28 protein-coding genes and 1 pseudogene are annotated in these 20,770 nt (G+C 69.7%); 27 read left to right on the top strand and 2 right to left on the bottom strand.

Annotated elements, in window-relative coordinates; genetic code table 11:
• Positions 1-150: 150 nt before the first annotated feature.
• The 7 genes and pseudogenes from F3H26_RS13660 (at position 151) to F3H26_RS13635 (ending at position 4,317) form a co-directional block, all read left to right on the top strand.
• Positions 151-672 carry a crossover junction endodeoxyribonuclease RuvC gene (locus tag F3H26_RS13660; RefSeq protein WP_149776580.1) on the top strand — a complete coding sequence of 174 codons (522 nt, stop codon included), beginning with the start codon at positions 151-153 and terminating at the stop codon, positions 670-672.
• Positions 669-869, top strand: coding sequence for a hypothetical protein (locus tag F3H26_RS13655; RefSeq protein ID WP_149776579.1), 201 nt, complete (start codon positions 669-671; stop codon positions 867-869). Before F3H26_RS13660 ends, F3H26_RS13655 begins: the two co-directional genes overlap by 4 nt.
• Positions 862-1,290 (top strand): DUF6362 family protein, encoded by a 429-nt coding sequence (locus F3H26_RS13650; protein WP_149776578.1) that lies wholly within the window; start codon positions 862-864, stop codon positions 1,288-1,290. The genes F3H26_RS13655 and F3H26_RS13650 overlap by 8 nt, the downstream gene beginning before the upstream one ends.
• Positions 1,291-1,751: 461 nt before the next feature.
• Positions 1,752-3,086, top strand: coding sequence for a site-specific DNA-methyltransferase (locus F3H26_RS13645; protein ID WP_149776577.1), 1,335 nt, complete (start codon positions 1,752-1,754; stop codon positions 3,084-3,086).
• 4 nt (positions 3,087-3,090) lie between these two features.
• Positions 3,091-3,597: pseudogene (locus tag F3H26_RS19690) on the top strand (DNA cytosine methyltransferase); the annotation flags it as partial.
• 115 nt (positions 3,598-3,712) lie between these two features.
• Complete coding sequence (locus tag F3H26_RS19685) at positions 3,713-4,096, top strand: hypothetical protein (protein ID WP_223162512.1); 384 nt, start codon at positions 3,713-3,715, stop codon at positions 4,094-4,096.
• Positions 4,093-4,317, top strand: a complete 225-nt coding sequence (locus F3H26_RS13635) for a DUF7220 family protein (RefSeq protein ID WP_072747946.1) — start codon at positions 4,093-4,095, stop codon at positions 4,315-4,317. Before F3H26_RS19685 ends, F3H26_RS13635 begins: the two co-directional genes overlap by 4 nt.
• Before the next feature lie 54 nt (positions 4,318-4,371).
• Here F3H26_RS13635 and F3H26_RS13630 read toward each other — a convergent pair whose 3' ends face one another.
• Complete coding sequence (locus tag F3H26_RS13630; protein WP_149776575.1) at positions 4,372-4,890, bottom strand: DUF3489 domain-containing protein; 519 nt, start codon at positions 4,888-4,890, stop codon at positions 4,372-4,374.
• A gap of 95 nt (positions 4,891-4,985) precedes the next feature.
• Positions 4,986-5,258 (bottom strand): hypothetical protein, encoded by a 273-nt coding sequence (locus F3H26_RS13625; RefSeq protein ID WP_149776574.1) that lies wholly within the window; start codon positions 5,256-5,258, stop codon positions 4,986-4,988.
• A gap of 110 nt (positions 5,259-5,368) precedes the next feature.
• Here F3H26_RS13625 and F3H26_RS13620 point away from each other — a divergent pair, with 110 nt between their 5' ends.
• The 20 genes from F3H26_RS13620 (at position 5,369) to F3H26_RS13535 (ending at position 20,684) form a co-directional block, all read left to right on the top strand.
• Positions 5,369-5,926 carry a hypothetical protein gene (locus tag F3H26_RS13620; RefSeq protein WP_149776573.1) on the top strand — a complete coding sequence of 186 codons (558 nt, stop codon included), beginning with the start codon at positions 5,369-5,371 and terminating at the stop codon, positions 5,924-5,926.
• Complete coding sequence (locus F3H26_RS13615) at positions 5,877-7,871, top strand: phage terminase large subunit family protein (RefSeq protein WP_149776572.1); 1,995 nt, start codon at positions 5,877-5,879, stop codon at positions 7,869-7,871. Before F3H26_RS13620 ends, F3H26_RS13615 begins: the two co-directional genes overlap by 50 nt.
• Before the next feature lie 83 nt (positions 7,872-7,954).
• On the top strand, positions 7,955-8,158 hold the full coding sequence (locus F3H26_RS13610) for a phage head-tail joining protein (RefSeq protein ID WP_072747941.1): 204 nt from the start codon (positions 7,955-7,957) through the stop codon (positions 8,156-8,158).
• Entirely contained in the window at positions 8,158-9,669 is a 1,512-nt protein-coding gene (locus F3H26_RS13605) for a phage portal protein (RefSeq protein WP_223162508.1), read from the top strand. Before F3H26_RS13610 ends, F3H26_RS13605 begins: the two co-directional genes overlap by 1 nt.
• A 13-nt stretch (positions 9,670-9,682) precedes the next feature.
• Positions 9,683-11,746, top strand: a complete 2,064-nt coding sequence (locus tag F3H26_RS13600) for a prohead protease/major capsid protein fusion protein (RefSeq protein WP_072747939.1) — start codon at positions 9,683-9,685, stop codon at positions 11,744-11,746.
• Between the two features lie 76 nt (positions 11,747-11,822).
• Positions 11,823-12,158 carry a DUF2190 family protein gene (locus F3H26_RS13595; protein ID WP_072747938.1) on the top strand — a complete coding sequence of 112 codons (336 nt, stop codon included), beginning with the start codon at positions 11,823-11,825 and terminating at the stop codon, positions 12,156-12,158.
• Entirely contained in the window at positions 12,158-12,469 is a 312-nt protein-coding gene (locus F3H26_RS13590) for a head-tail joining protein (protein ID WP_072747937.1), read from the top strand. The genes F3H26_RS13595 and F3H26_RS13590 overlap by 1 nt, the downstream gene beginning before the upstream one ends.
• A gap of 5 nt (positions 12,470-12,474) precedes the next feature.
• Complete coding sequence (locus F3H26_RS13585; RefSeq protein WP_072747936.1) at positions 12,475-13,107, top strand: DUF6441 family protein; 633 nt, start codon at positions 12,475-12,477, stop codon at positions 13,105-13,107.
• A 76-nt stretch (positions 13,108-13,183) separates the two neighbouring features.
• Positions 13,184-13,777 carry a hypothetical protein gene (locus F3H26_RS13580; protein ID WP_072747935.1) on the top strand — a complete coding sequence of 198 codons (594 nt, stop codon included), beginning with the start codon at positions 13,184-13,186 and terminating at the stop codon, positions 13,775-13,777.
• Between the two features lie 74 nt (positions 13,778-13,851).
• On the top strand, positions 13,852-14,271 hold the full coding sequence (locus F3H26_RS13575) for an acyl-CoA transferase (protein WP_149776570.1): 420 nt from the start codon (positions 13,852-13,854) through the stop codon (positions 14,269-14,271).
• A 24-nt stretch (positions 14,272-14,295) separates the two neighbouring features.
• On the top strand, positions 14,296-15,240 hold the full coding sequence (locus F3H26_RS13570; RefSeq protein WP_072747933.1) for a phage tail tube protein: 945 nt from the start codon (positions 14,296-14,298) through the stop codon (positions 15,238-15,240).
• Positions 15,240-15,677 (top strand): hypothetical protein, encoded by a 438-nt coding sequence (locus F3H26_RS13565; protein ID WP_072747932.1) that lies wholly within the window; start codon positions 15,240-15,242, stop codon positions 15,675-15,677. The genes F3H26_RS13570 and F3H26_RS13565 overlap by 1 nt, the downstream gene beginning before the upstream one ends.
• A gap of 83 nt (positions 15,678-15,760) precedes the next feature.
• On the top strand, positions 15,761-15,916 hold the full coding sequence (locus F3H26_RS19490; protein ID WP_188127777.1) for a DUF7697 family protein: 156 nt from the start codon (positions 15,761-15,763) through the stop codon (positions 15,914-15,916).
• Positions 15,897-18,314: a phage tail tape measure C-terminal domain-containing protein gene (locus tag F3H26_RS13560; RefSeq protein WP_149776569.1), complete on the top strand. Its 2,418-nt coding sequence runs from the start codon at positions 15,897-15,899 to the stop codon at positions 18,312-18,314. Before F3H26_RS19490 ends, F3H26_RS13560 begins: the two co-directional genes overlap by 20 nt.
• A 61-nt stretch (positions 18,315-18,375) precedes the next feature.
• Entirely contained in the window at positions 18,376-19,002 is a 627-nt protein-coding gene (locus F3H26_RS13555; protein ID WP_149776568.1) for a DUF2460 domain-containing protein, read from the top strand.
• Positions 18,999-19,346: a hypothetical protein gene (locus F3H26_RS13550; RefSeq protein WP_149776567.1), complete on the top strand. Its 348-nt coding sequence runs from the start codon at positions 18,999-19,001 to the stop codon at positions 19,344-19,346. The genes F3H26_RS13555 and F3H26_RS13550 overlap by 4 nt, the downstream gene beginning before the upstream one ends.
• The gene (locus tag F3H26_RS19860) at positions 19,339-19,470 is read left to right on the top strand and encodes a hypothetical protein (RefSeq protein WP_262504559.1); all 132 of its coding nucleotides are present in this window, start codon (positions 19,339-19,341) and stop codon (positions 19,468-19,470) included. The genes F3H26_RS13550 and F3H26_RS19860 overlap by 8 nt, the downstream gene beginning before the upstream one ends.
• Positions 19,471-19,474: 4 nt before the next feature.
• Positions 19,475-20,131: a lysozyme gene (locus F3H26_RS13545; RefSeq protein ID WP_149776566.1), complete on the top strand. Its 657-nt coding sequence runs from the start codon at positions 19,475-19,477 to the stop codon at positions 20,129-20,131.
• 29 nt (positions 20,132-20,160) lie between these two features.
• Entirely contained in the window at positions 20,161-20,367 is a 207-nt protein-coding gene (locus F3H26_RS13540; RefSeq protein ID WP_188127774.1) for a hypothetical protein, read from the top strand.
• 86 nt (positions 20,368-20,453) lie between these two features.
• On the top strand, positions 20,454-20,684 hold the full coding sequence (locus F3H26_RS13535) for a hypothetical protein (RefSeq protein ID WP_149776564.1): 231 nt from the start codon (positions 20,454-20,456) through the stop codon (positions 20,682-20,684).
• Positions 20,685-20,770: the final 86 nt, after the last annotated feature.

Genomic DNA, 20,770 nt, shown 5'->3' with positions numbered 1-20,770 from the left:
GAAGGGATGAAGCCATTGAAGGAAGCGCCGGGCGCTCCCGGCAATGACAACGTGACCCTGACCAGACCTCGCGATCCCGGCCCGGGCGCGCGTCCTGCCCTCACCAGGCAACCGTGCCGCCCCGGCCTCTCAATCGAAGAGGAGGTCGTCATGGACCGTTCCCCACACATCGCCCCGGCGTCCCTCACGGCTGCCGGCACTCTCGACCGCTGCATTCTCGCGCTGGATCTCGGCACCAGCACCGGCTGGGCGTTGCGCGCCCCGGACGGGCTGATCACCAGCGGGACCGCGAGCTTCCGCCCCGGCCGCTATGACGGTGGCGGCATGCGCTACCTGCGCTTCACCAACTGGCTTACCGAGATCGACAGGCTTTCGGGGCCGATCGCGGCGATCTGGTTCGAGGAGGTGCGCCGCCACGCCGGAACCGATGCTGCCCATGTCTATGGCGGGCTCATGGCCACGCTGACCGCATGGGCGGAACTGCGGGGCGTGCCCTATGCCGGTGTTCCTGTCGGCACGATCAAGCGCCACGCCACGGGCAAGGGCAACGCGCCGAAGGAGGCGATGATCGCAGCCGCGCGGGCGCGGGGCTTCAGCCCCGTCGACGACAACGAGGCCGACGCCATCGCCATCCTGCTCTGGGCGATCGAGACGAATGGGGGTGTCGCATGAGGTGGCATCCCAAGGGCTACGGCGGCCAGCGCCGGGATCCGGACCAGGTGAAGCGCGACGGCTGGCGCGAGCAGGGTCTGCTTGCCGTCTCGCTCGAGGACACGCGGCTGACCTGGCCGGAACGCGAACTCGTCCGCCAGCTCGGCGAAAAGCTCTATGGCCCACGCCCCTCCGAGGAAGGAGGGCGCCATGGATAAGTGGACCCCGTCCCTCGTCGAGGCCCGTCTCGCGGAAGCGGCCTTCGTGCTCAAGCGGCTGCCCGAGCCGCGACGGCAGGGCTATTTCAGCACGTGGCCCGAGATCATCCACAGCTTCGCCGACAAGGTGGGCCAGGAGCCCAAGCCCATGCGGGTGCTGCCCTCGCCGCAGGCAATCAGCCGGATGGAGGAGACGCTGACCTGGACCGCGTGCCTCGACCCCGTCGACGGCAAGATCGTCTGGATGCGCGCCCATGGCGAGCGGTGGAAGACCATCTGCTGGACGGTCGGTCTCCAGCGCTCGGCCGCGCACCAGCACTGGCTCTACGGGCTCTGCGTCATCTCGCTGAGGCTCAACCGGCGGCGGTTCAACCGTAACCTGTCGAAGCGGAAGGTGATCGAGCTGGCCGGTGGCGCGTAACCCTGCGCGCCAGAGGGGAAGGTGTGCGGCGGACAGTTTTCGACGGGACAGAAAACCGGTTCAGGGGCTAGGTTCGGGATAAGCTCGGGAGAGGCGCGCGCGGCGCAGCCCCGAACGAAACCATCCTTTCGTTGGCGAGGGCCGTTACAAAAGGAAAGGCGCTGATCCTTTCCTTGAGGGTCGCTGTCCGCCGCTTGCAAGCTCCCCGGCCGAGTTCGCGGTTCCTTCTCCGCGACCTGCGTATGCTGGCGGGCTTGGCTCGGCATTTCGCCAGCGTCAGGGCCGGATTTTTGAGAAGCCACCCGGAAGCCGGAGCCACCCGCCACCCGCGCAAACCCCAATGAACGCTGGCCCTCGAGCCGGATACCCCGGATGCCGGTGGACCCTGCGTGGAGTCCAGCGCGGCATCCAGTGTCCGGAGTCCGGCCAGCATCCATCTGAACACCGGAAACCGCACGCCCATGACGTTGAGCTTCGCCCCCGAGCGGATCGAAACCTGGCCGCTGGCCAAGCTCCAGCCCTACGCGAAGAACGCGAAGGTGCACGGGGCCGACCAGGTCGCGAAGATCGCCGCCAGCATGGCCGAGTTCGGCTGGACCGTGCCCTGCCTCGTCGGCGAGGACGGCGAACTGATCGCAGGCCATGGGCGCGTGCTGGCGGCAACGCAGCTCGGACTGACCGAGGCACCGGTGATCGTGCTCGGGCACCTGAGCGAGGCGCAGCGGCGGGCGTACCGGATCGCGGACAACAAGCTGACCGAGGCGCCGTGGGACGACGCGCTGCTGTCGGCCGAGTTGAAGGATCTGCTCGCCGACGACTACGACCTGTCGCTGGTCGGCTTCTCCGATGGCGAACTCGACAAGCTGCTGGCCTTCGACGCGGACGAGGGCGGTGAAGAAGAGGGCGGCGCCGGGGGCTCCGTGCCGCCGGTGACCATCCCCGAGCCGCCGCGCAATCCAGCGTCGCGCACGGGCGATCTGTGGCTTCTTGGGGATCACCGGCTGCTCTGCGGCGACGCCACCAACCACAAGGATGTCCGCCGCCTGATGAACGGTGAGCGCGCGATCCTCTTCGCCACCGATCCGCCGTATCTCGTCGACTACGACGGCTCGAACCATCCGACCCGCAACAAGGATTGGTCCGCGTCCTACGGCACCACCTGGGACGACAGTTCTCAGGGGGCCGAGCTCTATGACGGCTTCATCGCCGCTGCCGTGGCCGAGGCGATCACCGAGGATGCCGCCTGGTATTGCTGGCACGCCTCGCGCCGCCAGGCGATGCTGGAAGAGTGCTGGGAAAGGGCGGGCGCCTTCGTGCACCAGCAGATCATCTGGGTGAAGGACCGAGGTGTTCTGACCCGCTCGCACTACCTGTGGAAGCACGAGCCCTGCTTCATGGGCTGGCGCCGGCCGCACCGCCCGCCAAAGGTGGCCGAGGAAACGCTGCCCTCGACCTGGGAGATGCCGAGCTTCGCCAAGGACGAGCGGCCCGACCATCCGACGCCGAAACCGCTGGACGCCTTCGGCATCCCGATGCGCCAGCACGTCGCGCGCGGCGGACTCTGCTACGAGCCGTTCTCGGGCTCGGGCTCGCAGATCATGGCGGGCGAGGCAAACGGCCGCCGCGTCTTTGCGATGGAAATCAGCCCCGCCTATGTCGATGTCGCCGTCGAACGCTGGCAGGCGGAGACCGGCAAGGAGGCGATACTCGACGGCGACGGCCGGACCTTCGCCAAAGTGAAGGCCGAGCGGCTGGGCGAGCCCCCGGCGGCGGCCGAGGGGGCCCACGCGGCCTGATGTCGTGGATGGCGTGGCTCTACCTTCCTCCGGCCTGCCTGCCGGAGCCGGCGACGCGTGCCTGTTCGGCCTCTCGCTCTGCTCCGGCGCCGGCGGGCTCGACCTCGGGCTGCACCTCGCATGCCCCGGATATCGCACTGTGGGTCACGTCGAGCGGGACGCCTACGCCGCGGCCATCCTCGTGGCGCGGATGGAAGACACGGCCCTGGATCCGGCGCCTGTCTGGGACGACGTTGCCACCTTTGACGGCCGCCCGTGGCGCGGCGCGGTGGACATCGTCACAGCGGGCTATCCGTGCCAGCCGTTTTCCGTTGCAGGCAAGCGGCGTGGGGCGGACGACCCGCGCCACCTCTGGCCGCATGTCGCCCGCATCGTCGGCGAGGTCGAGCCGCCCTTCGTGTTCCTCGAGAATGTCGCCCATCATCTCCGCCTCGGCTTTCCCGAAGTCGCCGGAGGACTGGTCAACATGGGCTACCGCCTTGCGGCGGGCCTCTTCACGGCGGCGGAAGTCGGTGCGCCCCACAAGCGTGAGCGGCTGTTCATCCTCGCCCACCGAGAAGGCTGCGAACTGGCCGACCCCGCGCGCCTGCTCCGGGACGCGGTCGAGCGGCGGGAACCGGACCGAGATGCTGCGCCTCTGGCCGACGCCGCTGGCGGGCGATGGCCACAAGCCGAGTGCGGGCAAGCGCAAGGCGGCCGATCTGACCGGGGTGAGCCGGATGTGGATGACGCCAACAGCGCGGGATCACAAGGACGGGGCGACGAGCCTTGCGAACACGCCGGTGAACGGCCTGCTTGGCCGCCAGGTCCTCGCGACGCCGATGGCTGGCGGGCGTTCCTGCGACACGCCCCGGACCTTGAACCCGCTATTCGTCGAGGCGCTGATGGGCTGGCCCACCGGGTGGACCGGCTTCGGCTATGTGGCAACGGAGTGGTCCCGCTGGTCGCGGCGCATGCGCTGCGAACTCTGGCAGCTGAATTGCTGGCCGATGGATGAGGTGGCGAGATGAAGCAATCCCGCTTCATGTCGCTGGTCGAGGCCATCGCCAACGTCGCTGTGGGCTACAGCGTCGCCGTCATGACGCAGATACTGATATTCCCGGTCTTCGGGCTGCACACGACGCTGGCGCAGAACCTGAAGATGGGCGGCATCTTCACCATCGTGTCGATCGCACGCTCCTTCGCCCTGCGGCGGCTTTTCGAGGCGATCCGGGTGCGCGGGGCACGATGACATGCCGCCGCCCCATGTGGGACGGCGACATCGGGTCCGTGCTGGTGTGCGGCGTCAGTCGTCGGCGATCATGTAGGCCCTTCCCCGCCCCTCGACCTTCTCCGAGGTGATGGTCAGGCCGAGCTTCTTCTTGAGCGCGCCGGACATGGCCCCGCGAATGGTGTGCGGCCTCCAGTCGAGGGCCGTGGCGATCTCATCGATGGTCGCGCCGCCCTCGGCGCGGAGCATCTCGATCAGGGTTTCCTGCTTGGTGCCCTTCCGGCGCTGGATCGGGGCGGTCGGCGTTTCCACCGGCGGCGTCTCATCCTGCTCGTCCGTGATCCCGAGGGTGCTGTAGGCGAGCGGGGTGGCGCGCAGCGTGATCGGGCCGCGCTCCTCGTCGTGCCGCCAGACCGTGTTGAGGTCCGTGGCGGCGATTTCCTCGATCAGGCCCTGCTTGAGGAGGCTCTTGCAGACGTTGCCGACCGCGCCGCCCTTGAGGCTGGCGGTGACGGGAAACACCGCTCCGTCCTCGCGCGCGCAGGCAGTGGACAGGATGACGGCTTGGGCGTCGGAAAGCTGGATCTGTGTCATGGGGTCGTCTCCGTATTCGGGCCCGCGTCATGCGGCGCCTTCTACGACCCCGAGCCGCGCAGGGCGCGCGGCAGGAGTTCCGGCTGGGCCGGAGATCAGCGGGCGTGTTCGCCCTCGCCGAAGGCGCTGTCGGTGATGCGCTTGAGGAGGCTGGCGTAGTGTTCGAGGGTGCCGACCATGGCCCAGCCCACCTCGTCAGGGTGGCAGTTGAAATGATTGTCGCTGAGCGCCTGCAGGCGGGCGAGCATCTCGTCGATCTCGGCCTTCTTGCCGATGAAGGCGGCGAGTGCCGCTTCCTTGTTCCGGCGCGCCTTCTCGGCGCGGGCCTCAAAGCGCGGGGTGGTGATCGGGTTCAGGCGGGTGGTCATCGTGGTGGCTCCGGGTGAGTTACATCGTCCTTGTGATCGGACGTTCGCTCCACGCGTCCAGCTTATCAACTCGATAAGCGACTGACTTTGAATGATAATCGGGGCTGGCGATGCAGGGCATGAGCGAGCGCCAGTATGCCGCCCATGTCGGGCTGTCGCGGGGCGCGATCCAGAAGGCGAAGGCCGCCGGCCGGCTCGTCCTGCACGAGGACGGCAGCATCGACGCCGCGGCCTCCGACAAGCGGCGGGCGGACGCAACCGACCCGTCGAAGACCAGGAAGGCGCCGGCGCCCAAGATGAAACCCGTGCCCGAGGCGGCGGTCTCGGCGGTTGGCGACACGCTGCGGGAACAGGGCATGGCCGCGCCGGTCACCGGCGGTGGCACGACCTTCCTGCAGGCGAAGACGGCGCATGAGGTGCTGAAGGCGCAGGAGCGGCGCATCCGGCTCGCGAAGCTGAAGGGCGAGCTCGTCGACCGCGACCGCGCCACGGCGCTGGTCTTCCGGCTCGCGCGCGAGGAACGCGATGCGTGGGTCAACTGGCCGGCGCGGGTGGCTGCGCTGATGGCGGCGGAGTTGGGAACGGAGACGGCGGCCATGCAGAAGGTTCTGGAGGCCCATGTCCGCGCCCATCTCGAGGAACTCGCCCAGCCCCGGATCGCCCTCTGAGGATATCGCGACCTTTGACGGGGCGGAGGCGCTGCTCCGGGCCTGGGGCCACGGGCTCACGCCCGATCCCTGGCTGACCGTCTCGGAATGGTCGGACAGGCACCGCTGGCTGAGTTCGCGCGCGAGCGCCGAGCCCGGCCGCTATCGCACCGAGCGCACGCCCTACATGCGGGCGATCATGGATGCGCTCTCGCCCGGCCATCCTGCGCAGCGGGTCGTGTTCATGAAGGCCGCGCAGGTCGGCGCGACGGAGGCCGGCAACAACTGGATCGGCTTCGTGATTCACCATGCGCCCGGGCCGATGCTCGCGGTCCAGCCGACGGTGGAACTGGCCAAGCGCAACTCGCGCCAGCGGATCGACCCGCTGATCGAGGAGAGCCCGGCGCTGAAGGAGCGTGTCCGCCCGGCGCGGGCGCGCGACAGCGGCAACACGCAGCTGTCGAAGGATTTCCCCGGCGGCGTGCTGGTGATGACCGGCGCGAACTCGGCCGTGGGCCTGCGCTCGATGCCGGCGCGCTACGTCTTCCTCGACGAGGTCGACGCCTATCCGGCCTCGGCCGACGAGGAAGGCGACCCGGTCGGGCTCGCCGAGGCGCGCTCGCTGACCTTCGCGCACCGCCGGAAGGTGTTCCTGGTCTCGACGCCGACGATCCGCGGCGTCAGCCGGATCGAGCGGGAGTACGAGGCGAGCGACCAGCGCCGCTTCTTCGTGCCGTGCCCGCATTGCGGCGCGATGCAGTGGCTGCGGTTCGAGCGGCTGCGCTGGCAGAAGGGCAAACCGGAGACGGCGGCCTATCATTGCGATGCCTGCGAGACCGCGATCGAGGAACACCACAAGCCGGCGATGCTGGCGGCAGGCGAATGGCGCGCGACTGCCGAGGCTCGTGATGCGCGGACGGTGGGGTTTCATCTCTCGGCGCTCTATTCGCCGCCGGGGTGGAAGAGCTGGGCCGACATCGCGCGCGACAAGGAGGCGGCGACGGGGTCCGACGAGGCCGAGCGCGTGTTCCGCAACACCGTGCTCGGCGAGACCTGGATCGAGACCGGCGACGCGCCGGACTGGCAGCGGATCGCCGAACGGCGCGAGGACTGGCCGGCGGGCACAGTTCCCGCTGGTGGGTTGTTCCTGACCGCCGGCGCCGACGTGCAGAAGGATCGGATCGAGGTCGATGTCTGGGCCTGGGGTCGTGGGCTGGAAAGCTGGCTCGTCGATCATGTCGTGATCGAGGGCGGGCCGGCCCAGCCCGAGGCTTGGGAGGCGCTGACCGATCTGCTGGGCCGCAACTGGCGACATGCCGGCGGCGCGGAACTGGGCCTGGCAAAGCTGGCCATCGACACCGGCTATGAGACGGCCGCCGTTTACGCCTGGTCGCGCTCGGTTGGTTTCGCGCAGGTGGCGCCCGTGAAGGGGCTCGAGGGCTTCAACCGGGCCAGCCCGGTTTCGGGGCCGACTTTCGTGGACGCGACCGCCGGCGGGAAGCGCCTGCGCCGTGGGGCCCGGCTCTGGACCGTGGCCACCTCGACCTTCAAGGCCGAGACCTATCGCTTCCTGCGGCTGGCGCGGCCGACCGCGGAAGAGCTGGAGGAAGGTGCTGCGTTCCCGCCGGGCACGTTGCATCTGCCCGGCTGGGCCGACACCGAGTGGATCCGGCAGCTGACGGCCGAGCAGCTGGTGACGGTGCGCAATCGCCGCGGCTTCGCGAAGCTCGAATGGCAGAAGATCCGCGAGCGTAACGAGGCGCTGGACTGCCGGGTCTATGCTCGTGCCGCGGCCTGGATCGCGGGGGCGGACCGCTGGCCCGAGGCGACATGGGCCGATCTGGAAGCGCAGCTCGGCGTGCCGAGTGGAATGGACAGCCCGGCCGGTCGGATCGGGCGGCCCGATCAGTGCATGCAAGGCAAGCGCCGCTCCGATTGGCTCGGGCGGCGGGAAGGATGGTTTTGATGGTGAGGACCGGTCCGCGCAGCGGACGCGAGGCTCCAGTGGAGCGTCGCGAGGGACGAACGCACTGAGCGGGAGCGAAGGGCATGACCTGGACGGAAGCGGAACTGGCGGCGCTGCGGCGCGCTTATGCGAGCGGGACGACACGGGTGAGCTATGACGGCAAGACCGTGGACTACGGCTCGGCCGAGGACCTGCTCGGGCGCATCCGCACCATCGAACGACAGATCGCCGGCGCCACGGCGCGGCCCATCGCGGGCTTCGCCGGCTTCTCGCGCGGGGACCGCTGATGGTCTCCTGGCTCGACAGGGCCATCGCCTCGGTCGCCCCGCGCACGGCCACGCGGCGCGTGCTTGCGCGGCAGGCCTTCGAGGGGCTCGCCCGCTCCTACGAGGGTGCGGCCCGCGGCCGGCGCACCGACGGCTGGCACGCGCCGGGATCCTCGGCGGATGCCGAGATCGGCCGGGCCGGAGCGCTTCTGCGGGACCGGATGCGGGATCTGGTGCGCAACAACCCGCACGCCGCCAAGGCGGTGTCGGTGCTGGTCAACAACATCGTCGGCGCGGGGATCATGCCGCGCGCCGCGAGCGGAGACGACAAGCTGGACGGGAAGGCCGACGCCCTGTTCACCCGCTGGACAGCGGACTGCGACGCGGACGGCCAGCTCGACTTCTACGGGCTGCAGACGCTCGCCTGCCGCGAGATGGTCGAGGCCGGCGAGGTGCTGGTGCGCCGCCGCCCGCGGCGCCCGGGGGACGGCGTCATGCCACCCGTGCAGCTGCAACTGCTCGAGGCCGACTTCCTCGACGCCACCTGCAACGGCGCGCTCGGGTCTGGACAGGCGGTGCAAGGGATCGAGTTCGACGCACTCGGCCGGCGCCGGGCCTACTGGCTCTTCGGCGCCCATCCAGGCGATGCCACGCTCAGCCTGACGGGCGGGCTTACCAGCCGCGCGGTGCCGGCCAGCGAGATCGCCCATGTCTACGAGAAGCAGCGCACGCAGGCGCGCGGCGTGCCCTGGGGCGCGCCGGTGATCCGGGCCCTGCGCGACCTTGACGACTACGAGGTGGCGGAGATCGTGCGCAAGAAGACCGAAGCCTGCGTCACGGCCATCGTCTTCGGCGACGAGGAGGCGCAGCAGGGCATCGCGCCCGCGGTGGTCGATGCCGACGGCAATCGGGTCGAGCAGTTTGAGCCCGGCCTCATCGCCTATGCACGCGGCGGAAAGGACATCCGCTTCAACCAGCCGGCTGCCACCGGCGGCTATGGCGAATACAAGCGGGCCAGCCTGCACACCATCGCCGCCGGGTTCCGCGTGCCCTACGAGCTGCTGACCGGGGATCTCAGCCAGGTGAACTATTCCTCGATCCGGGCGGGCCTCGTGGAGTTCCGCCGGATGATCGACGCGGTGCAGTGGCAGCTCTTCATCCCGATGTTCTGTGCGCCGGTCTGGCGCTGGTTCACCGAGGCCGCATGGGCGGCGGGGCGCATTCCCACGCCCGAGGTGCCGGTCGAGTGGTCGCCGCCGAAGTTCGAGGCGGTCGATCCGCAGAAGGACGCGATGGCCGACCTGCTCGCCATCCGTTCTGGCACCAAGACGCTTGCCGAGGCCATCGCCCGGCAGGGCCGCAACCCCGACGCGGTGCTGGCCGAGATCGCGGCCACGAACGCCAAGCTCGACGAGCTGGGTCTCGTGCTCGACAGCGACCCGCGCCGCGTCACCAAGACTGGCAGCGCGCAGTCGAATGTGCCGGCCGACCCCGCGACCGATCCGGACGATCCGGAAACTGACGCGGCCTGACGAGGATTCATTCATGGAGCAGACGATCGAACTGCCGGCGTTCCGCCGGTCGGCGGAGCTGCGGCCTGCCAGCATCGACCCGGAGACCCGCAGCGTCGAGGTGATCTGGTCGACCGGCGCCCGCGTGCGGCGCGCCGCGCTCTTCGGCGAGCCGCATGACGAGGAACTCAGCATGGCGCCCGAGCATGTGCGGCTCGAGCGGCTGAACGCGGGCGCGCCATTCCTGAAGGTGCACGAGGCGCACGATCTCGACGCGGTGATCGGCTCGGTCGTCCCAGGCTCGGCCCGGATCGAGAACGGACAAGGCATCGCCCGCATCCGCCTCTCGGAGCGCGACGCCGTCGGCGACATCTGGCGCGACATCGAGGCCGGGCACATCCGCGCGGTCTCCATCGGCTACCAGGTCCACCGCTTCGAGATCTCGAAGCCTGACGGCCAGCGCGAACTCTGGCGGGCGGTGGACTGGACGCCCTTCGAGATCTCCGCCGTGCCGGTCGGCGCCGATCCCGCCGCCGGCTTCCGTGCGCACCGCGAACACCAGACATGCGTCCTCCACCGCCGGGACGCCCCCACCAGCGAAGGAGCATCCCCGATGACCGACAGGACCGCGACCACGGCCGAGACGGCCGAACAGACGAGTGACACCGCAGTGCCCGAGGAGACGAGCATGACCGACGACAAGACCGGCGCTGCCGACACGCAGACCCGCGCCGCCGACACCAGGCCCAAGGCGACGAAGCCCGCGGCCGACCCGGCGCCGGCGGACCGCAGCCGCAGCGCTGACACCGACGCTCTGGTCAGCGAGGCCCGCGCGCAGGAGCGCGAGCGCGTCTCCACGATCCATGGCCTCGCCGACAAGCTCCAGCTCGAGCGCGGCTTTGCCGACGACCTGATCAAGCGCGGCGTCTCCATCGACGAAGCGCGCCGGCTGATCCTCGACCAGGTTGCGGCCAAGGCCGACGAGACGCGGACCTTTCCCCATGTCTCGATCCCGCTCGGCGGGCGCGACGCCACGGTCACGCGGCGCGAGGCGATCTCGAACGCGCTGCTGCACCGCTACAGCCCGACGCTGTTCCCGCTGGAGGACGCGGCTCGCGAGTATCGCGGCATGACACTGATGGAACTCGCCCGCGAAAGCCTCGAGACGGCGGGCGTCAGCACCCGCGGCCTCTCCCGCGACGAGGTGGCGACGCGGGCGCTGCATTCGACCTCGGACTTCCCCGAGATCCTCGCAGCCGTCACCAACAAGACGCTGCGCCAGGCCTACGAGGCCTATCCGCGGACCTTCCCGCTCTTCTGCCGGCAGGTGCTGGCCACCGACTTCAAGGCGATGCACCGCGTCCAGCTGGGCGAAGCGCCGCAGCTCCTCAAGGTCGGCGAGAGCGGCGAGTTCAAGCGCGGCACGCTCGGCGAGAGCAAGGAGAGCTACCGCATCGAGACCTACGGCCGCGTCGTCGCGATCACCCGGCAGGTGCTGATCAACGACGACCTCGACGCCTTCACCCGGATCCCGGCGATGTACGGCAACTCCATCGCCCAGCTGGAGTCGGACGTGGTCTGGGACATCGTGACGTCGAACCCTGCCATGGCGGATGGCACGGCGCTGTTCCATTCGACCCACAAGAACCTCGCCGGCAGCGGCACGGCGCTCGGGGTCGACAGCGTGGGCGCGGCGCGCGCGGCAATGCGCAAGCAGACCGGGCTCGACAAGAAGACGGTGCTGAACATCCGGCCCGCCTTCCTGATCGTCCCGGCGGCGCTGGAACTGAAGGCCGAGCAGCTGGTGGCCCAGAACCTCGTGCCCGCCCAGAGCGGCAACGTGGTGCCGCAATCGATCCGCACGCTCACGCCGATTGCCGAGCCGCGGCTGGATGCGGCGAGCGACAAGGCCTGGTACCTGGCGGCCTCGCCGAACCAGATCGACACCATCGAATACGCCTATCTCGAGGGCCAGCAGGGCGCCTATATCGAGACCCGCAACGGTTTCGACGTCGACGGCGTCGAGATCAAGTGCCGCCTCGACTTCGGCGCCAAGGCCATCGACTGGCGCGGCCTCTACAAAAATCCTGGGGCGTAACCTGCACCCAATGCTGAACCCTGACACGCGGGCGGTCCAGACGGGCCGCCCTTCGTCTTTCCAAAGGAACCCCGTCATGAAAACCTACGTCCAGCCCGGCAACACCATCACCCTGACCGCGCCCTATGCCGTCGCCTCCGGCGATGGCCTGCTCGTCGGCTCCATCTTCGGCATCGCCGCCGGGGACGCCGCCCTCGGCGATCCCATCGAGACCGCGCTCGTCGGCGTCTTCGACATCACCAAGGTCGGCAGCCAGGCATGGGCCGTCGGCGACAAGGTCTACTGGGACGACACCAACAAGCGCTGCACCACGGTTGCCACCGACAACACGCTCATCGGTGTGGCGGTCGAGGCGGTCGCCGGCGGGGCAGGCGACACAATCGGCCGGGTGCGGCTGAACGGCGCGTTCTGATGACCGCCTTCGCTGCCGCTCTCGACGCGCTCTTCGCCGACGCGCATCTTGCGCGCGACGTGGTCTACACCGCCGAGGGCGGGGCGCCGTCGCTCGTGCGCGCAATCCTGCGCCGGCCGGACGATGTCACCGGCTTCGGCGACGGGCGGATCTGGTCGGAAACCACCCGACTGGATTTGCGCGTGTCCGAGGTCGCAAACCCGCGCCCCGGCGATCGCATCGAGATCGACGGCGAGGCCTTCCTCATCCAGGGCGAGCCTGTCCGTGACCGCGAGCGGCTGGTCTGGACCGTGGACCTGCGCCCCGCCTGATCGCGATGAAGCTGAAGCTCGACATCACCCCCGATCTCGTCGCCGCCATGGCCGCCGAGGTGAAGGCCGGCGAAAAGGCCGTGACTGCCGCCATGCGCGAGGCCGGCACCGGGCTCAAGACCGCCTGGCGGGGTCAGATCACCGGCGCAGGGCTCGGACGGCGGCTGGCGAACTCGATCCGCAGCCAGACCTACCCGAAGGCCGGCGAGAGCCTGAACGCCGCGGCTCTGGTCTGGTCGAAGGCCCCGGTCATCGTCGGCGCCCACGACACCGGCCCGCTGATCCGCTCGAAGGACGGGTTCTGGCTGGCGATCCCGACCGAAGCCGCCGGGCGGGGCATGCGCGGCGGCAGGATCACCCCGGGCGAATGGGAGCGGCGCCGTGGGTTGCGCCTCCGCTTCGTCTACCGACGCCGCGGCCCGAGCCTGCTTGTCGCGGAGGGACGACTGAACAGTCGGGGTCTCGGGGTTGCTTCGCGCTCCAAGACGGGCCGTGGGCGCACAACGGTGCCGATCTTCATGCTGGTGCCGCAGGTCAAGTTGCCGAAGCGGCTGGACCTCGCGCGGGATGCAGACCGGGCGTTGGAAAGCGTGCCGGGGTTGATCGTGGCCAACTGGATAGCGGGGCGTCTTCGATGAGATCCTGAAAGCAAACGTGCTGGCGCCGGCAGCCGGACAAGGTCAGACTGGGCGCCGAACCATGCCGAGCTATGCAATGCCATCAACCGACCGACTGAAACAGGACAACGCCCATCTGTTACGGACGCAACGGCACTTCCGGCGTGCGGCGGACGCGATCACGAATGCCTGGTGCAGCTTCCCGCAGGTTGTCGCGATCGCGGTCATCGGATCGGTTGCCAAGCCCCTGTGGAAGGAGGTGCCGCGTTTCGCCCCGTATCGTCGCCGTGGCATTCCACTCTGGCACGAGTGCAAGGATCTCGACCTCGCTCTGTGGCTCGACGACCTGACCGTCCTCGGCGAGTTGAGGCGCGCGAAGGCGGCGGCGCTGAGGGCCGAGCACGAACGTCAACAGGATTTCGGCGTGGCAGACCATCAGGTCGACGTGTTTCTGTTCGAGCCGGGCAGCGACGCCTATCTCGGCAGGCTCTGTAACTTCAATCGTTGCCCGAAGTCCCGGCCGGAATGCGCCGTACCGGGCTGCGGTGCAACGCCGTTCCTGCGTCAGTTCCCCGAGTTCGAGGTGGATGGCGACATCCTCGCGGGCGTGGAGGGAAGCATGCTCTATACGCGAGCTGACGGCATCCGATGCTCCGCCACGGATTTTCCCGAGGCTGTCGAAAGCGATTGATCCTGCGCTCGCTCTGGTTTCCGGTCGCCTATCTGCGGAACTGGCGCTGAGCGCTCTGCCTCGAGAAATATGCCATGCCAACCCCTCGCGAAACCATCCTCACCGCGCTGCATGCGCGGCTCTCGGCGCTGCCCGCCACTGCGCTCCGCGGCGAGGTGCTGCCCGAGCGCGTTCCGGCCGAGGGGCTGCTGATCCTGCGCGATGGGGTTCCGGGGGAGCCGGAGGTGACGCTGTCGCCGCTCGCCTACCACTACCAGCACCGCGCCGAGATCGAGGCGGTCGTGCAGGGTGCCGACCGTGACGCCGCCTTCGACACGTTGACCGCCAGCATCGGCGCGGCGCTCGCCACCGATCGCACTCTTGGCGGGCTCTGCGACTGGGTGGAGGCGGAAGCGCCGAGGCCAGTCGATTTGCCCATCGAGGGCGCGGCGAGCCTGAAAGCCGCCGTGATCCCGGTGGTCCTGCATTATTCCACGGCCGATCCGCTGGCCTGACCCCGACAACCCCAGGAGAACACCATGGCACGAGCCCAGGGGGCGCGGGCGCAGATGGCGCTTGCGTTCGAGACGACCTATGGAACGCCGCCCGTGAGCGGCTTCACCCGCATGCCCTTCGCCAGCACCTCGCTCGGCGCGGAGCAGCCGCTGCTCAACTCGGAGCTTCTCGGCTATGGCCGCGATCCGCTGGCCCCGGTGAGGGACGCGGTGACCGCCGATGGCGACGTCGTCGTGCCGCTCGACGCCGGGGCCTTCGGATTCTGGCTGAAAGCCGCGTTCGGGCCACCTGCAACGACAGGCACGGCTCCGGGGCCGTTCACGCACGAGTTCCAGTCGGGGTCGTGGACGCTGCCCAGCATGTCGATCGAAACCGGCATGCCGGAGGTGCCGCGCTATGCGATGTATTCCGGCTGCGTGCTCGACCAGATCACCTGGCAGATGCAGCGCTCCGGCCTGCTGACGGCAACTGCGCGACTGGTCGCGCAGGGCGAGACGGTGGGCACGACCACCAGCGCCGGGACACCCGCCGCGCTGGAACTGAAGCGCTTCGGCCATTTCAACGGGTCGATCACGCGGAATGGCTCCGCCCTCGGCAACGTGGTCTCGGCCGAGATCACCTATGCCAACAACCTCGACCGGATCGAGACGATCCGGAGTGATGGCAGGATCGACGGTGCGGACCCCTCCATCGCCGCGCTGACCGGCCGGATCGAGGTCCGCTTCGCCGACCAGACGCTGGTCACGCAGGCCATCAACGGCGAGGCCTGCGAGATGGAGTTCGCCTACGTGCTGCCCTCGGGCGAGAGCTTCACCTTCACCGTGCACGCCGTCTACCTGCCGCGCCCGCGCATCGAGATTTCCGGGCCGCAGGGCGTGCAGGCCACCTTCGACTGGCAGGCCGCGCGCGACAGCGTGGTCGGCCGGATGTGCACCGCCACCCTCGTGAACGATGTGGAGACTTATTGATGCTGACGCTCGATCTGACGAACGCGCCGCGCTGGCACGAGCTTTCGCCCGGCGTGAGGGTGCAGATGCGCCCGCTGACCACCGCGCTGATGGTGGCGACGCGCAGCGATCCGGCCGTGGAAGCCGTGCCCGAGGACGCCTCCGACGAGGAACGCGCCGTTGCCTTCGCCAAGGCGCTGGCGCGCCGGGCGGTGCTCGCCTGGGACGGCATCGGCGACGCGGACGGCAAACCTATCGAGCCAAGCCCCGAGGCCATCGACGCGCTTCTCGATGTCTGGCCGATCTTCGAGGCGTTCCAGCTGACCTATGTCTCGAAGGGCCTGCTGCTGGAACAGGAAAAAAACGCCTCCGCGCCCTCGCCGAATGGTCCTTCGGCGGGGGCGACCGATACTGCGAAGCCTGCGCGAAAGCCTGCCCGGACTGCCCGGCGCGGCTGAACCGTCCGGAAACACCGGAGGGTTGGCAGGTCTGGGACCTGGTCGGCCGTCTCGGCGGCCAACTGCGCGTCCTGCCCGGTGCGGTGATCGGCTGGGACATGTCGGCGGCACTAGCGCTCGGTGACGCCCTCGGCGTGCCGCCGCTCGCCATGGCCGAACTGCTGCCCGTCATCGAAGCGGTGATGGTCGCCAAACTCAACGAACAGATGGATCACTCTCATGGCGGAAAAACGGGTTAGCGTCCGCCTCGCGGCCGTGGGCGGACGGCAGGTGCGCGCCGAGTTGGAAGGCGTGGGCGAGGCCGGGTCGCGCGGCTTCGGACGGCTCAGCCGCGAGATGGAGGCGGCTAATGCCCGGCTCGCGGCCTTCTCGCGCCGGGTTCGCGTGGCCGCCGCGGCCGCCGTCGCCGCTGCCACCGCCGCCGGGGTGGCCATGGTGCGCTCCGGACTCCAGACCGTCGATGCGCAGGCGAAGCTCGCGCAGTCGCTCGGCACTACGGTCGCCTCGATCCAGACGCTCGAGCGCGCGGGCGAACTGGCGGGTGTTTCCATGTCCGGGATCGAACAGGCCACCAAGGATCTGACCCGCCGTCTCAGCCAGGCGGCCGCCGGGACCGGACCGGCCGCCGACGCGCTCGACCGGCTGGGGCTTTCCGCCACCGACCTGATCGCCCTGCCGCTGGACCAGCGCGTCGGCGCGATCAACGCCGCCATCGAGAGCTTCGTGCCTGCCGCCGAACGCGCGGCTGTCGCAGGCCAGCTTTTCGGCGAGGAAGGCTCCATCGCCATGTCGCGGATCGACACCGCGACGCTGCGCCAGGCGACGGAGGACGTTCTTGCCTTCGGCGTCGTCGTGTCGGAGCAGGACGCCGACCAGATCGAGCGGACCAACGACGCGATCTCGCGCCTCGGCCTCATCTGGCGCGGTCTCTCGAACCAGCTGGCCGTCGCTGCGGCACCCGCACTGGAAGCGGTCGCAGATGCGATGGCGTCTGTTGCAAGCCGCACCGGGCCGCTGGGCATCGCGATCCGCGGGCTCTTCGACAACATCGGCCGCCTGACCACCTATGCCGCGACCTTTGCAGCTTTCCTCGCCGGTCGCTGGGTCGCCGGGCTGGCAGCTGCCGCGTTCTCGGTCCGTGGGTTCGCAACCGCGCTCGTCGTGCTGCGCGGGGCGCTGATCCGGACCGGCATCGGGGCGCTGATCGTGGGCGCGGGCGAACTCGTCTACCAGTTCACCCGTCTCGTCTCCGGCGCAGGCGGTTTCGGCGAGGCGATGTCGCTCCTGAAGGACCTCGCGGTCGAGGTCTGGGAGCGGATCCGCATGGGCGCGGCGGCGGCGGGCGCTGCGGCCACGGCGATGTTCTTCGACCTGAAGGCCGACGCCGCCTCGGGCATGCAGAGCGCCATCGAGAGCATGGTGGGTTTCGGCAACACGGCCGCGAACACGTTCGAGGGCGCCTATGAGGCGATCAAGGCGATCTGGGGCCTGCTGCCCGCCGCCATCGGCGATCTGGCGTTCCAGGCGGCCAACAGCCTGGTCGACGGCGTCGAGGCGATGCTGAACGGCGTGGTCTCGCGCATCAACGGCTTCATCGGCGGCATCAATCAAGGGCTCGAAGCGCTCGGGTCGGAGCGCCGCATCTCGCTGGTGCCCGACCTCGACCTCGGCGAGATCGAGAACCGCTTCGAGGGCGCGGCCAATGCCGCCACGACAGCTGCGCAGGCGGCGTTCGACCGGGCCTTCGAGGACAACCCGCTCACTGCGCCCGATCTCGGTCTGACCGAGGCGGCGAGCAGGGCGCTCGAGTCCGCGAACCTTTATCGCGGCGCGGCGCGCGATCTGGCCGAAGGGGCCCGCGCGCCCCTCGAAAGCTGGCAGGCCCTGCGCGATGCCGTGCGCAGCACCGACGGGGCGAGCGCGGATGCGCTGACCGAGGCCACCGGTGCGGCCGAGCGGCTGGAAACGGCGCTCGGCGATGCCAGACGTGCCGCCGCGGGAGCCGGTGCGGCTGCAGGGGCTGCAGCTGCGGCAGCGGAGCCCGCGACTGAGGCTGCCGTCACCGGCTGGCAGGCGGTCACGTCTGCGCTCTCCGACTATGCCAGCAAGGCCCGCGACATCGGCGGCGATATCGGCCAGAGCCTCGTCGGCGCCTTCCAGTCGGCGGAGAACGCGGTGGGCCAGTTCGTGAAGACAGGCAAGCTGAACTTCCGCGACCTCGTCACCTCGCTGCTGGCTGATCTCGCCCAGCTGGCGGCGCGGCGCTTCATCCTCGGGCCGATCGCCAATGCGCTCTCCGGCGTGTTCTCCGGCGCGGGCGGTATTTTTGCCAACGTCCTGCATGCGGGCGGGATGGTCGGCTCTGCCGGGCCCTCGCGCATGGTTCCGGCCATGGCCTTCGCCGCCGCGCCAAGGATGCATTCCGGCGGCTGGGCCGGGCTGCGTCCTGACGAGGTGCCGGCCATCCTGCAACGCGGTGAGCGCGTGCTCTCGCGCCGCGAGGCGCAGGCTTATGGCGCGGGCGGGGGCGTCACGATCAACATCAATTCCCGCGATGCCGAAAGCTTCCGCCGGTCGCGCACGCAGATCGCGGCCGACATTGCCCGCGCGGTCTCGCTCGGGCGGAGGGGCCTATGAGTGCGACCCCGCAAGTGGGAACCGGTTGCGGGGGCCAGAGCACGATCCATGGAGAAACTTGATGGCGTTTCACGAGGTCCGGTTTCCCGACAACATCAGCCGGGGTGCGCGCGGCGGGCCGGAGCGGCGCACGCAGATCGTCGAGCTCGCCTCCGGCGACGAGGAGAGGAATGCCAGCTGGGCCAACTCGCGACGGCGCTACGATGTGGCCTATGGCATTCGCCGCGCCGACGAACTCGCCGCCGTCATCGCCTTCTTCGAGGCGCGCAACGGGCGGCTCTACGGCTTCCGCTTCAAGGATTGGGCCGATTACAAGTCCTGCCTGCCGTCGGGCACGCCTGCACCGACCGACCAGGCGATCGGCACCGGCGATGGGGTGACAACGGCGTTTCAGCTGGTCAAGCGCTATGCCTCGGGCAGCCAGACATGGGTGCGGACGATCACCAAGCCGGTCGCCGGCACGGTGCGTGTCGCGCTTGACGGCGCGGAGCAACTGGATGGGTGGTCCATCGACACGACCACCGGCGTCGTGACCTTCGACACGGCTCCCGCCACGGGCGTCGCCGTCACCGCGGGCTTCGAGTTCGACGTGGCCGTCCGCTTCGACACCGACGCGCTCGACGTGACGCTCGATCTCGAGCGGCTCGGCTCGATCACCTCCATCCCGCTCCTGGAGATCCGGCGATGAACGACACTGGCAGCTTCCTCGATGCCGTGCTGCGCGAGCTTGCCACCTCGACGGCCGTGATCCTCGCGGCCTGGGGCGCGCTTGGCGGGGCGACGAACGCGCTGACCACGAAGATGCGCCTGCGCGATGCGCTGCGTCACATCCTTTTGGGCGGGCTGATCGCGGCCGGGATGGGCAGCCTCTCGATGGCTGTCATCACCTCGTGGCTCGGCCTGCCGCCGCAAGCGATCCCGGCGGGCGGTGCCGCGGGGTCGGCCGCCTACCTGGTCGGCGTCTTCGGCCCGGCGGTGATCGAGCTGGTGCTCGCCCGTCTGCGCGATGCGCGGGAGGGCGGCGATGACTGAGCTCGTCCGTGTTCTGCGTGGCCTTCGCCGGCTGACCGACGACCCGCGCGACGCCTTCACCCACCGCCTGCGCATCGGCCTCGCCGTCGCGGCGCTGATCCTCGTCCTCTCTCTTCTCCGGTAATCCCATGCACATGACCGACCGGGGCCTGCTGGCCCTCGTCCGGCACGAAGGACTCGTGCCCGGGCCCTATCTCGATGTGAAACAGGTCTGGACCTTCGGCATCGGCCACACGGCCGCGGCCGGGCCGCCCGATCCCGCCACCATGCCGCGCGGCATGCCCGCCGATCTCGACGCCGGGATCCGGGAGGCGTTCCGGGTCTTCCGGGCCGACCTCGCGCGTTACGAGGCCGCCGTCCTGCGCGCCGTGAAGGTGCCGCTTGCACCGCACGAGTTCGATGCGCTGGTCAGCTTTCACTACAACACCGGCGGCATCGCCAAGGCTGCGCTGACCCGGCACCTCAACGCCGGCAATCGCGATGCAGCCGCCGACGCGTTTCTGAACTGGCGGCGACCGGCCTCGATCATTCCGCGCCGGGAGGCCGAGCGCGACCTGTTCCGCCATGGCCGCTATCCCGGCGGAACCATCCCGGTCTGGTCCGTGGATCGCATGGGCCGGGTGGAGTTCTCGCGGCCGATCCGTCGCCTGACCGAGGATGAGGCTCTGGCCTTGGCTCGCGGGCCGTCGCCGTCGCCGCCGGTCCTCGAGCCTGCACCAAATGCGCCGACCGGCTGGCTCGCCCGGCTGGCCGCCGTCTTCTCCACCCTGATCCGGAGGGCCTGATCCCCATGCGCTACGTTCGACCCAACTCCATGACGTGGTGGGCGGGCCTGCTCGCCATGCTCACCGGCATCGCCTCCCTCGCGCTGCCCGCCACCGGGCCGCTCGGGGAAGTGTCCCGGCTCGTCGCGCTGCTCGCCGGCTCGGGCGATGCCTCGCCGGCCGGGCTGATGTTCCTCGGTCTCGGCCTCATTGGCCTGCGCGACCGGATCGAGCGCGGGTTCCGCGGCGATGCTTGAGTTCCTCGCAGGTCTGGTCGTGGGCGGCTGCCTCGGCGTCTTCGTCGCAGCCCTCTGCGTCGCCGCCGCGCGCGGGGAGCGGGATGATGGCTGATCTCCTGATCTGGCTGGTCGCAGCTCTGGGCGCGGTCGGCGGCGTCGTCCTCGGACGGGTCTGGGGGCGTGCGGAAGGTGAACGCATGGGCAAACGGGAGGCGGAACGCGATGCGATGGAAGACAAGAACAAGCGTATCGAGCGCGGGCGGGATGCGGTTCGCGATGGCCGCGGTGCCGGGAATCCTGCTGACCGGCTGCGCCGCAACGATGGGCGCTGGTGACGCCGGCTGCGCCTCCTATGCCGAGGCGCGGCTCGCCCGGCCGCCCGCCGAGACTGTCGCAGCCGTGCCGCCGCACTGGGCGGACT

It is taken from the genome of Ruegeria intermedia, assembly GCF_900129345.1.
In the GTDB taxonomy this organism is placed as follows: domain Bacteria; phylum Pseudomonadota; class Alphaproteobacteria; order Rhodobacterales; family Rhodobacteraceae; genus Ruegeria; species Ruegeria intermedia.
This window is presented reverse-complemented; position numbering and strand designations above follow the sequence as displayed.

Bases quoted from the DNA above. Each gene is read 5' to 3' on its own strand.
- F3H26_RS13595 (WP_072747938.1), top strand. From the start codon at position 11,823: ATGAAAACCTACGTCCAGCCCGGCAACACCATCACCCTGACCGCGCCC.
- F3H26_RS13660 (WP_149776580.1), top strand. From the start codon at position 151: ATGGACCGTTCCCCACACATCGCCCCGGCGTCCCTCACGGCTGCCGGC.
- F3H26_RS13590 (WP_072747937.1), top strand. From the start codon at position 12,158: ATGACCGCCTTCGCTGCCGCTCTCGACGCGCTCTTCGCCGACGCGCAT.
- F3H26_RS13570 (WP_072747933.1), top strand. From the start codon at position 14,296: ATGGCACGAGCCCAGGGGGCGCGGGCGCAGATGGCGCTTGCGTTCGAG.
- F3H26_RS13605 (WP_223162508.1), top strand. From the start codon at position 8,158: ATGGTCTCCTGGCTCGACAGGGCCATCGCCTCGGTCGCCCCGCGCACG.
- F3H26_RS13560 (WP_149776569.1), top strand. From the start codon at position 15,897: ATGGCGGAAAAACGGGTTAGCGTCCGCCTCGCGGCCGTGGGCGGACGG.
- F3H26_RS13580 (WP_072747935.1), top strand. From the start codon at position 13,184: ATGCCATCAACCGACCGACTGAAACAGGACAACGCCCATCTGTTACGG.
- F3H26_RS13620 (WP_149776573.1), top strand. From the start codon at position 5,369: ATGCAGGGCATGAGCGAGCGCCAGTATGCCGCCCATGTCGGGCTGTCG.
- F3H26_RS13600 (WP_072747939.1), top strand. From the start codon at position 9,683: ATGGAGCAGACGATCGAACTGCCGGCGTTCCGCCGGTCGGCGGAGCTG.
- F3H26_RS13575 (WP_149776570.1), top strand. From the start codon at position 13,852: ATGCCAACCCCTCGCGAAACCATCCTCACCGCGCTGCATGCGCGGCTC.
- F3H26_RS13565 (WP_072747932.1), top strand. From the start codon at position 15,240: ATGCTGACGCTCGATCTGACGAACGCGCCGCGCTGGCACGAGCTTTCG.
- F3H26_RS13625 (WP_149776574.1), bottom strand. From the start codon at position 5,258: ATGACCACCCGCCTGAACCCGATCACCACCCCGCGCTTTGAGGCCCGC.
- F3H26_RS13615 (WP_149776572.1), top strand. From the start codon at position 5,877: ATGTCCGCGCCCATCTCGAGGAACTCGCCCAGCCCCGGATCGCCCTCT.
- F3H26_RS13585 (WP_072747936.1), top strand. From the start codon at position 12,475: ATGAAGCTGAAGCTCGACATCACCCCCGATCTCGTCGCCGCCATGGCC.
- F3H26_RS19860 (WP_262504559.1), top strand. From the start codon at position 19,339: ATGACTGAGCTCGTCCGTGTTCTGCGTGGCCTTCGCCGGCTGACCGAC.
- F3H26_RS13545 (WP_149776566.1), top strand. From the start codon at position 19,475: ATGCACATGACCGACCGGGGCCTGCTGGCCCTCGTCCGGCACGAAGGA.
- F3H26_RS13555 (WP_149776568.1), top strand. From the start codon at position 18,376: ATGGCGTTTCACGAGGTCCGGTTTCCCGACAACATCAGCCGGGGTGCG.
- F3H26_RS13655 (WP_149776579.1), top strand. From the start codon at position 669: ATGAGGTGGCATCCCAAGGGCTACGGCGGCCAGCGCCGGGATCCGGAC.
- F3H26_RS13535 (WP_149776564.1), top strand. From the start codon at position 20,454: ATGGCTGATCTCCTGATCTGGCTGGTCGCAGCTCTGGGCGCGGTCGGC.
- F3H26_RS13610 (WP_072747941.1), top strand. From the start codon at position 7,955: ATGACCTGGACGGAAGCGGAACTGGCGGCGCTGCGGCGCGCTTATGCG.
- F3H26_RS19685 (WP_223162512.1), top strand. From the start codon at position 3,713: ATGCTGCGCCTCTGGCCGACGCCGCTGGCGGGCGATGGCCACAAGCCG.
- F3H26_RS13540 (WP_188127774.1), top strand. From the start codon at position 20,161: ATGACGTGGTGGGCGGGCCTGCTCGCCATGCTCACCGGCATCGCCTCC.
- F3H26_RS13630 (WP_149776575.1), bottom strand. From the start codon at position 4,890: ATGACACAGATCCAGCTTTCCGACGCCCAAGCCGTCATCCTGTCCACT.
- F3H26_RS13645 (WP_149776577.1), top strand. From the start codon at position 1,752: ATGACGTTGAGCTTCGCCCCCGAGCGGATCGAAACCTGGCCGCTGGCC.
- F3H26_RS13635 (WP_072747946.1), top strand. From the start codon at position 4,093: ATGAAGCAATCCCGCTTCATGTCGCTGGTCGAGGCCATCGCCAACGTC.
- F3H26_RS13650 (WP_149776578.1), top strand. From the start codon at position 862: ATGGATAAGTGGACCCCGTCCCTCGTCGAGGCCCGTCTCGCGGAAGCG.
- F3H26_RS13550 (WP_149776567.1), top strand. From the start codon at position 18,999: ATGAACGACACTGGCAGCTTCCTCGATGCCGTGCTGCGCGAGCTTGCC.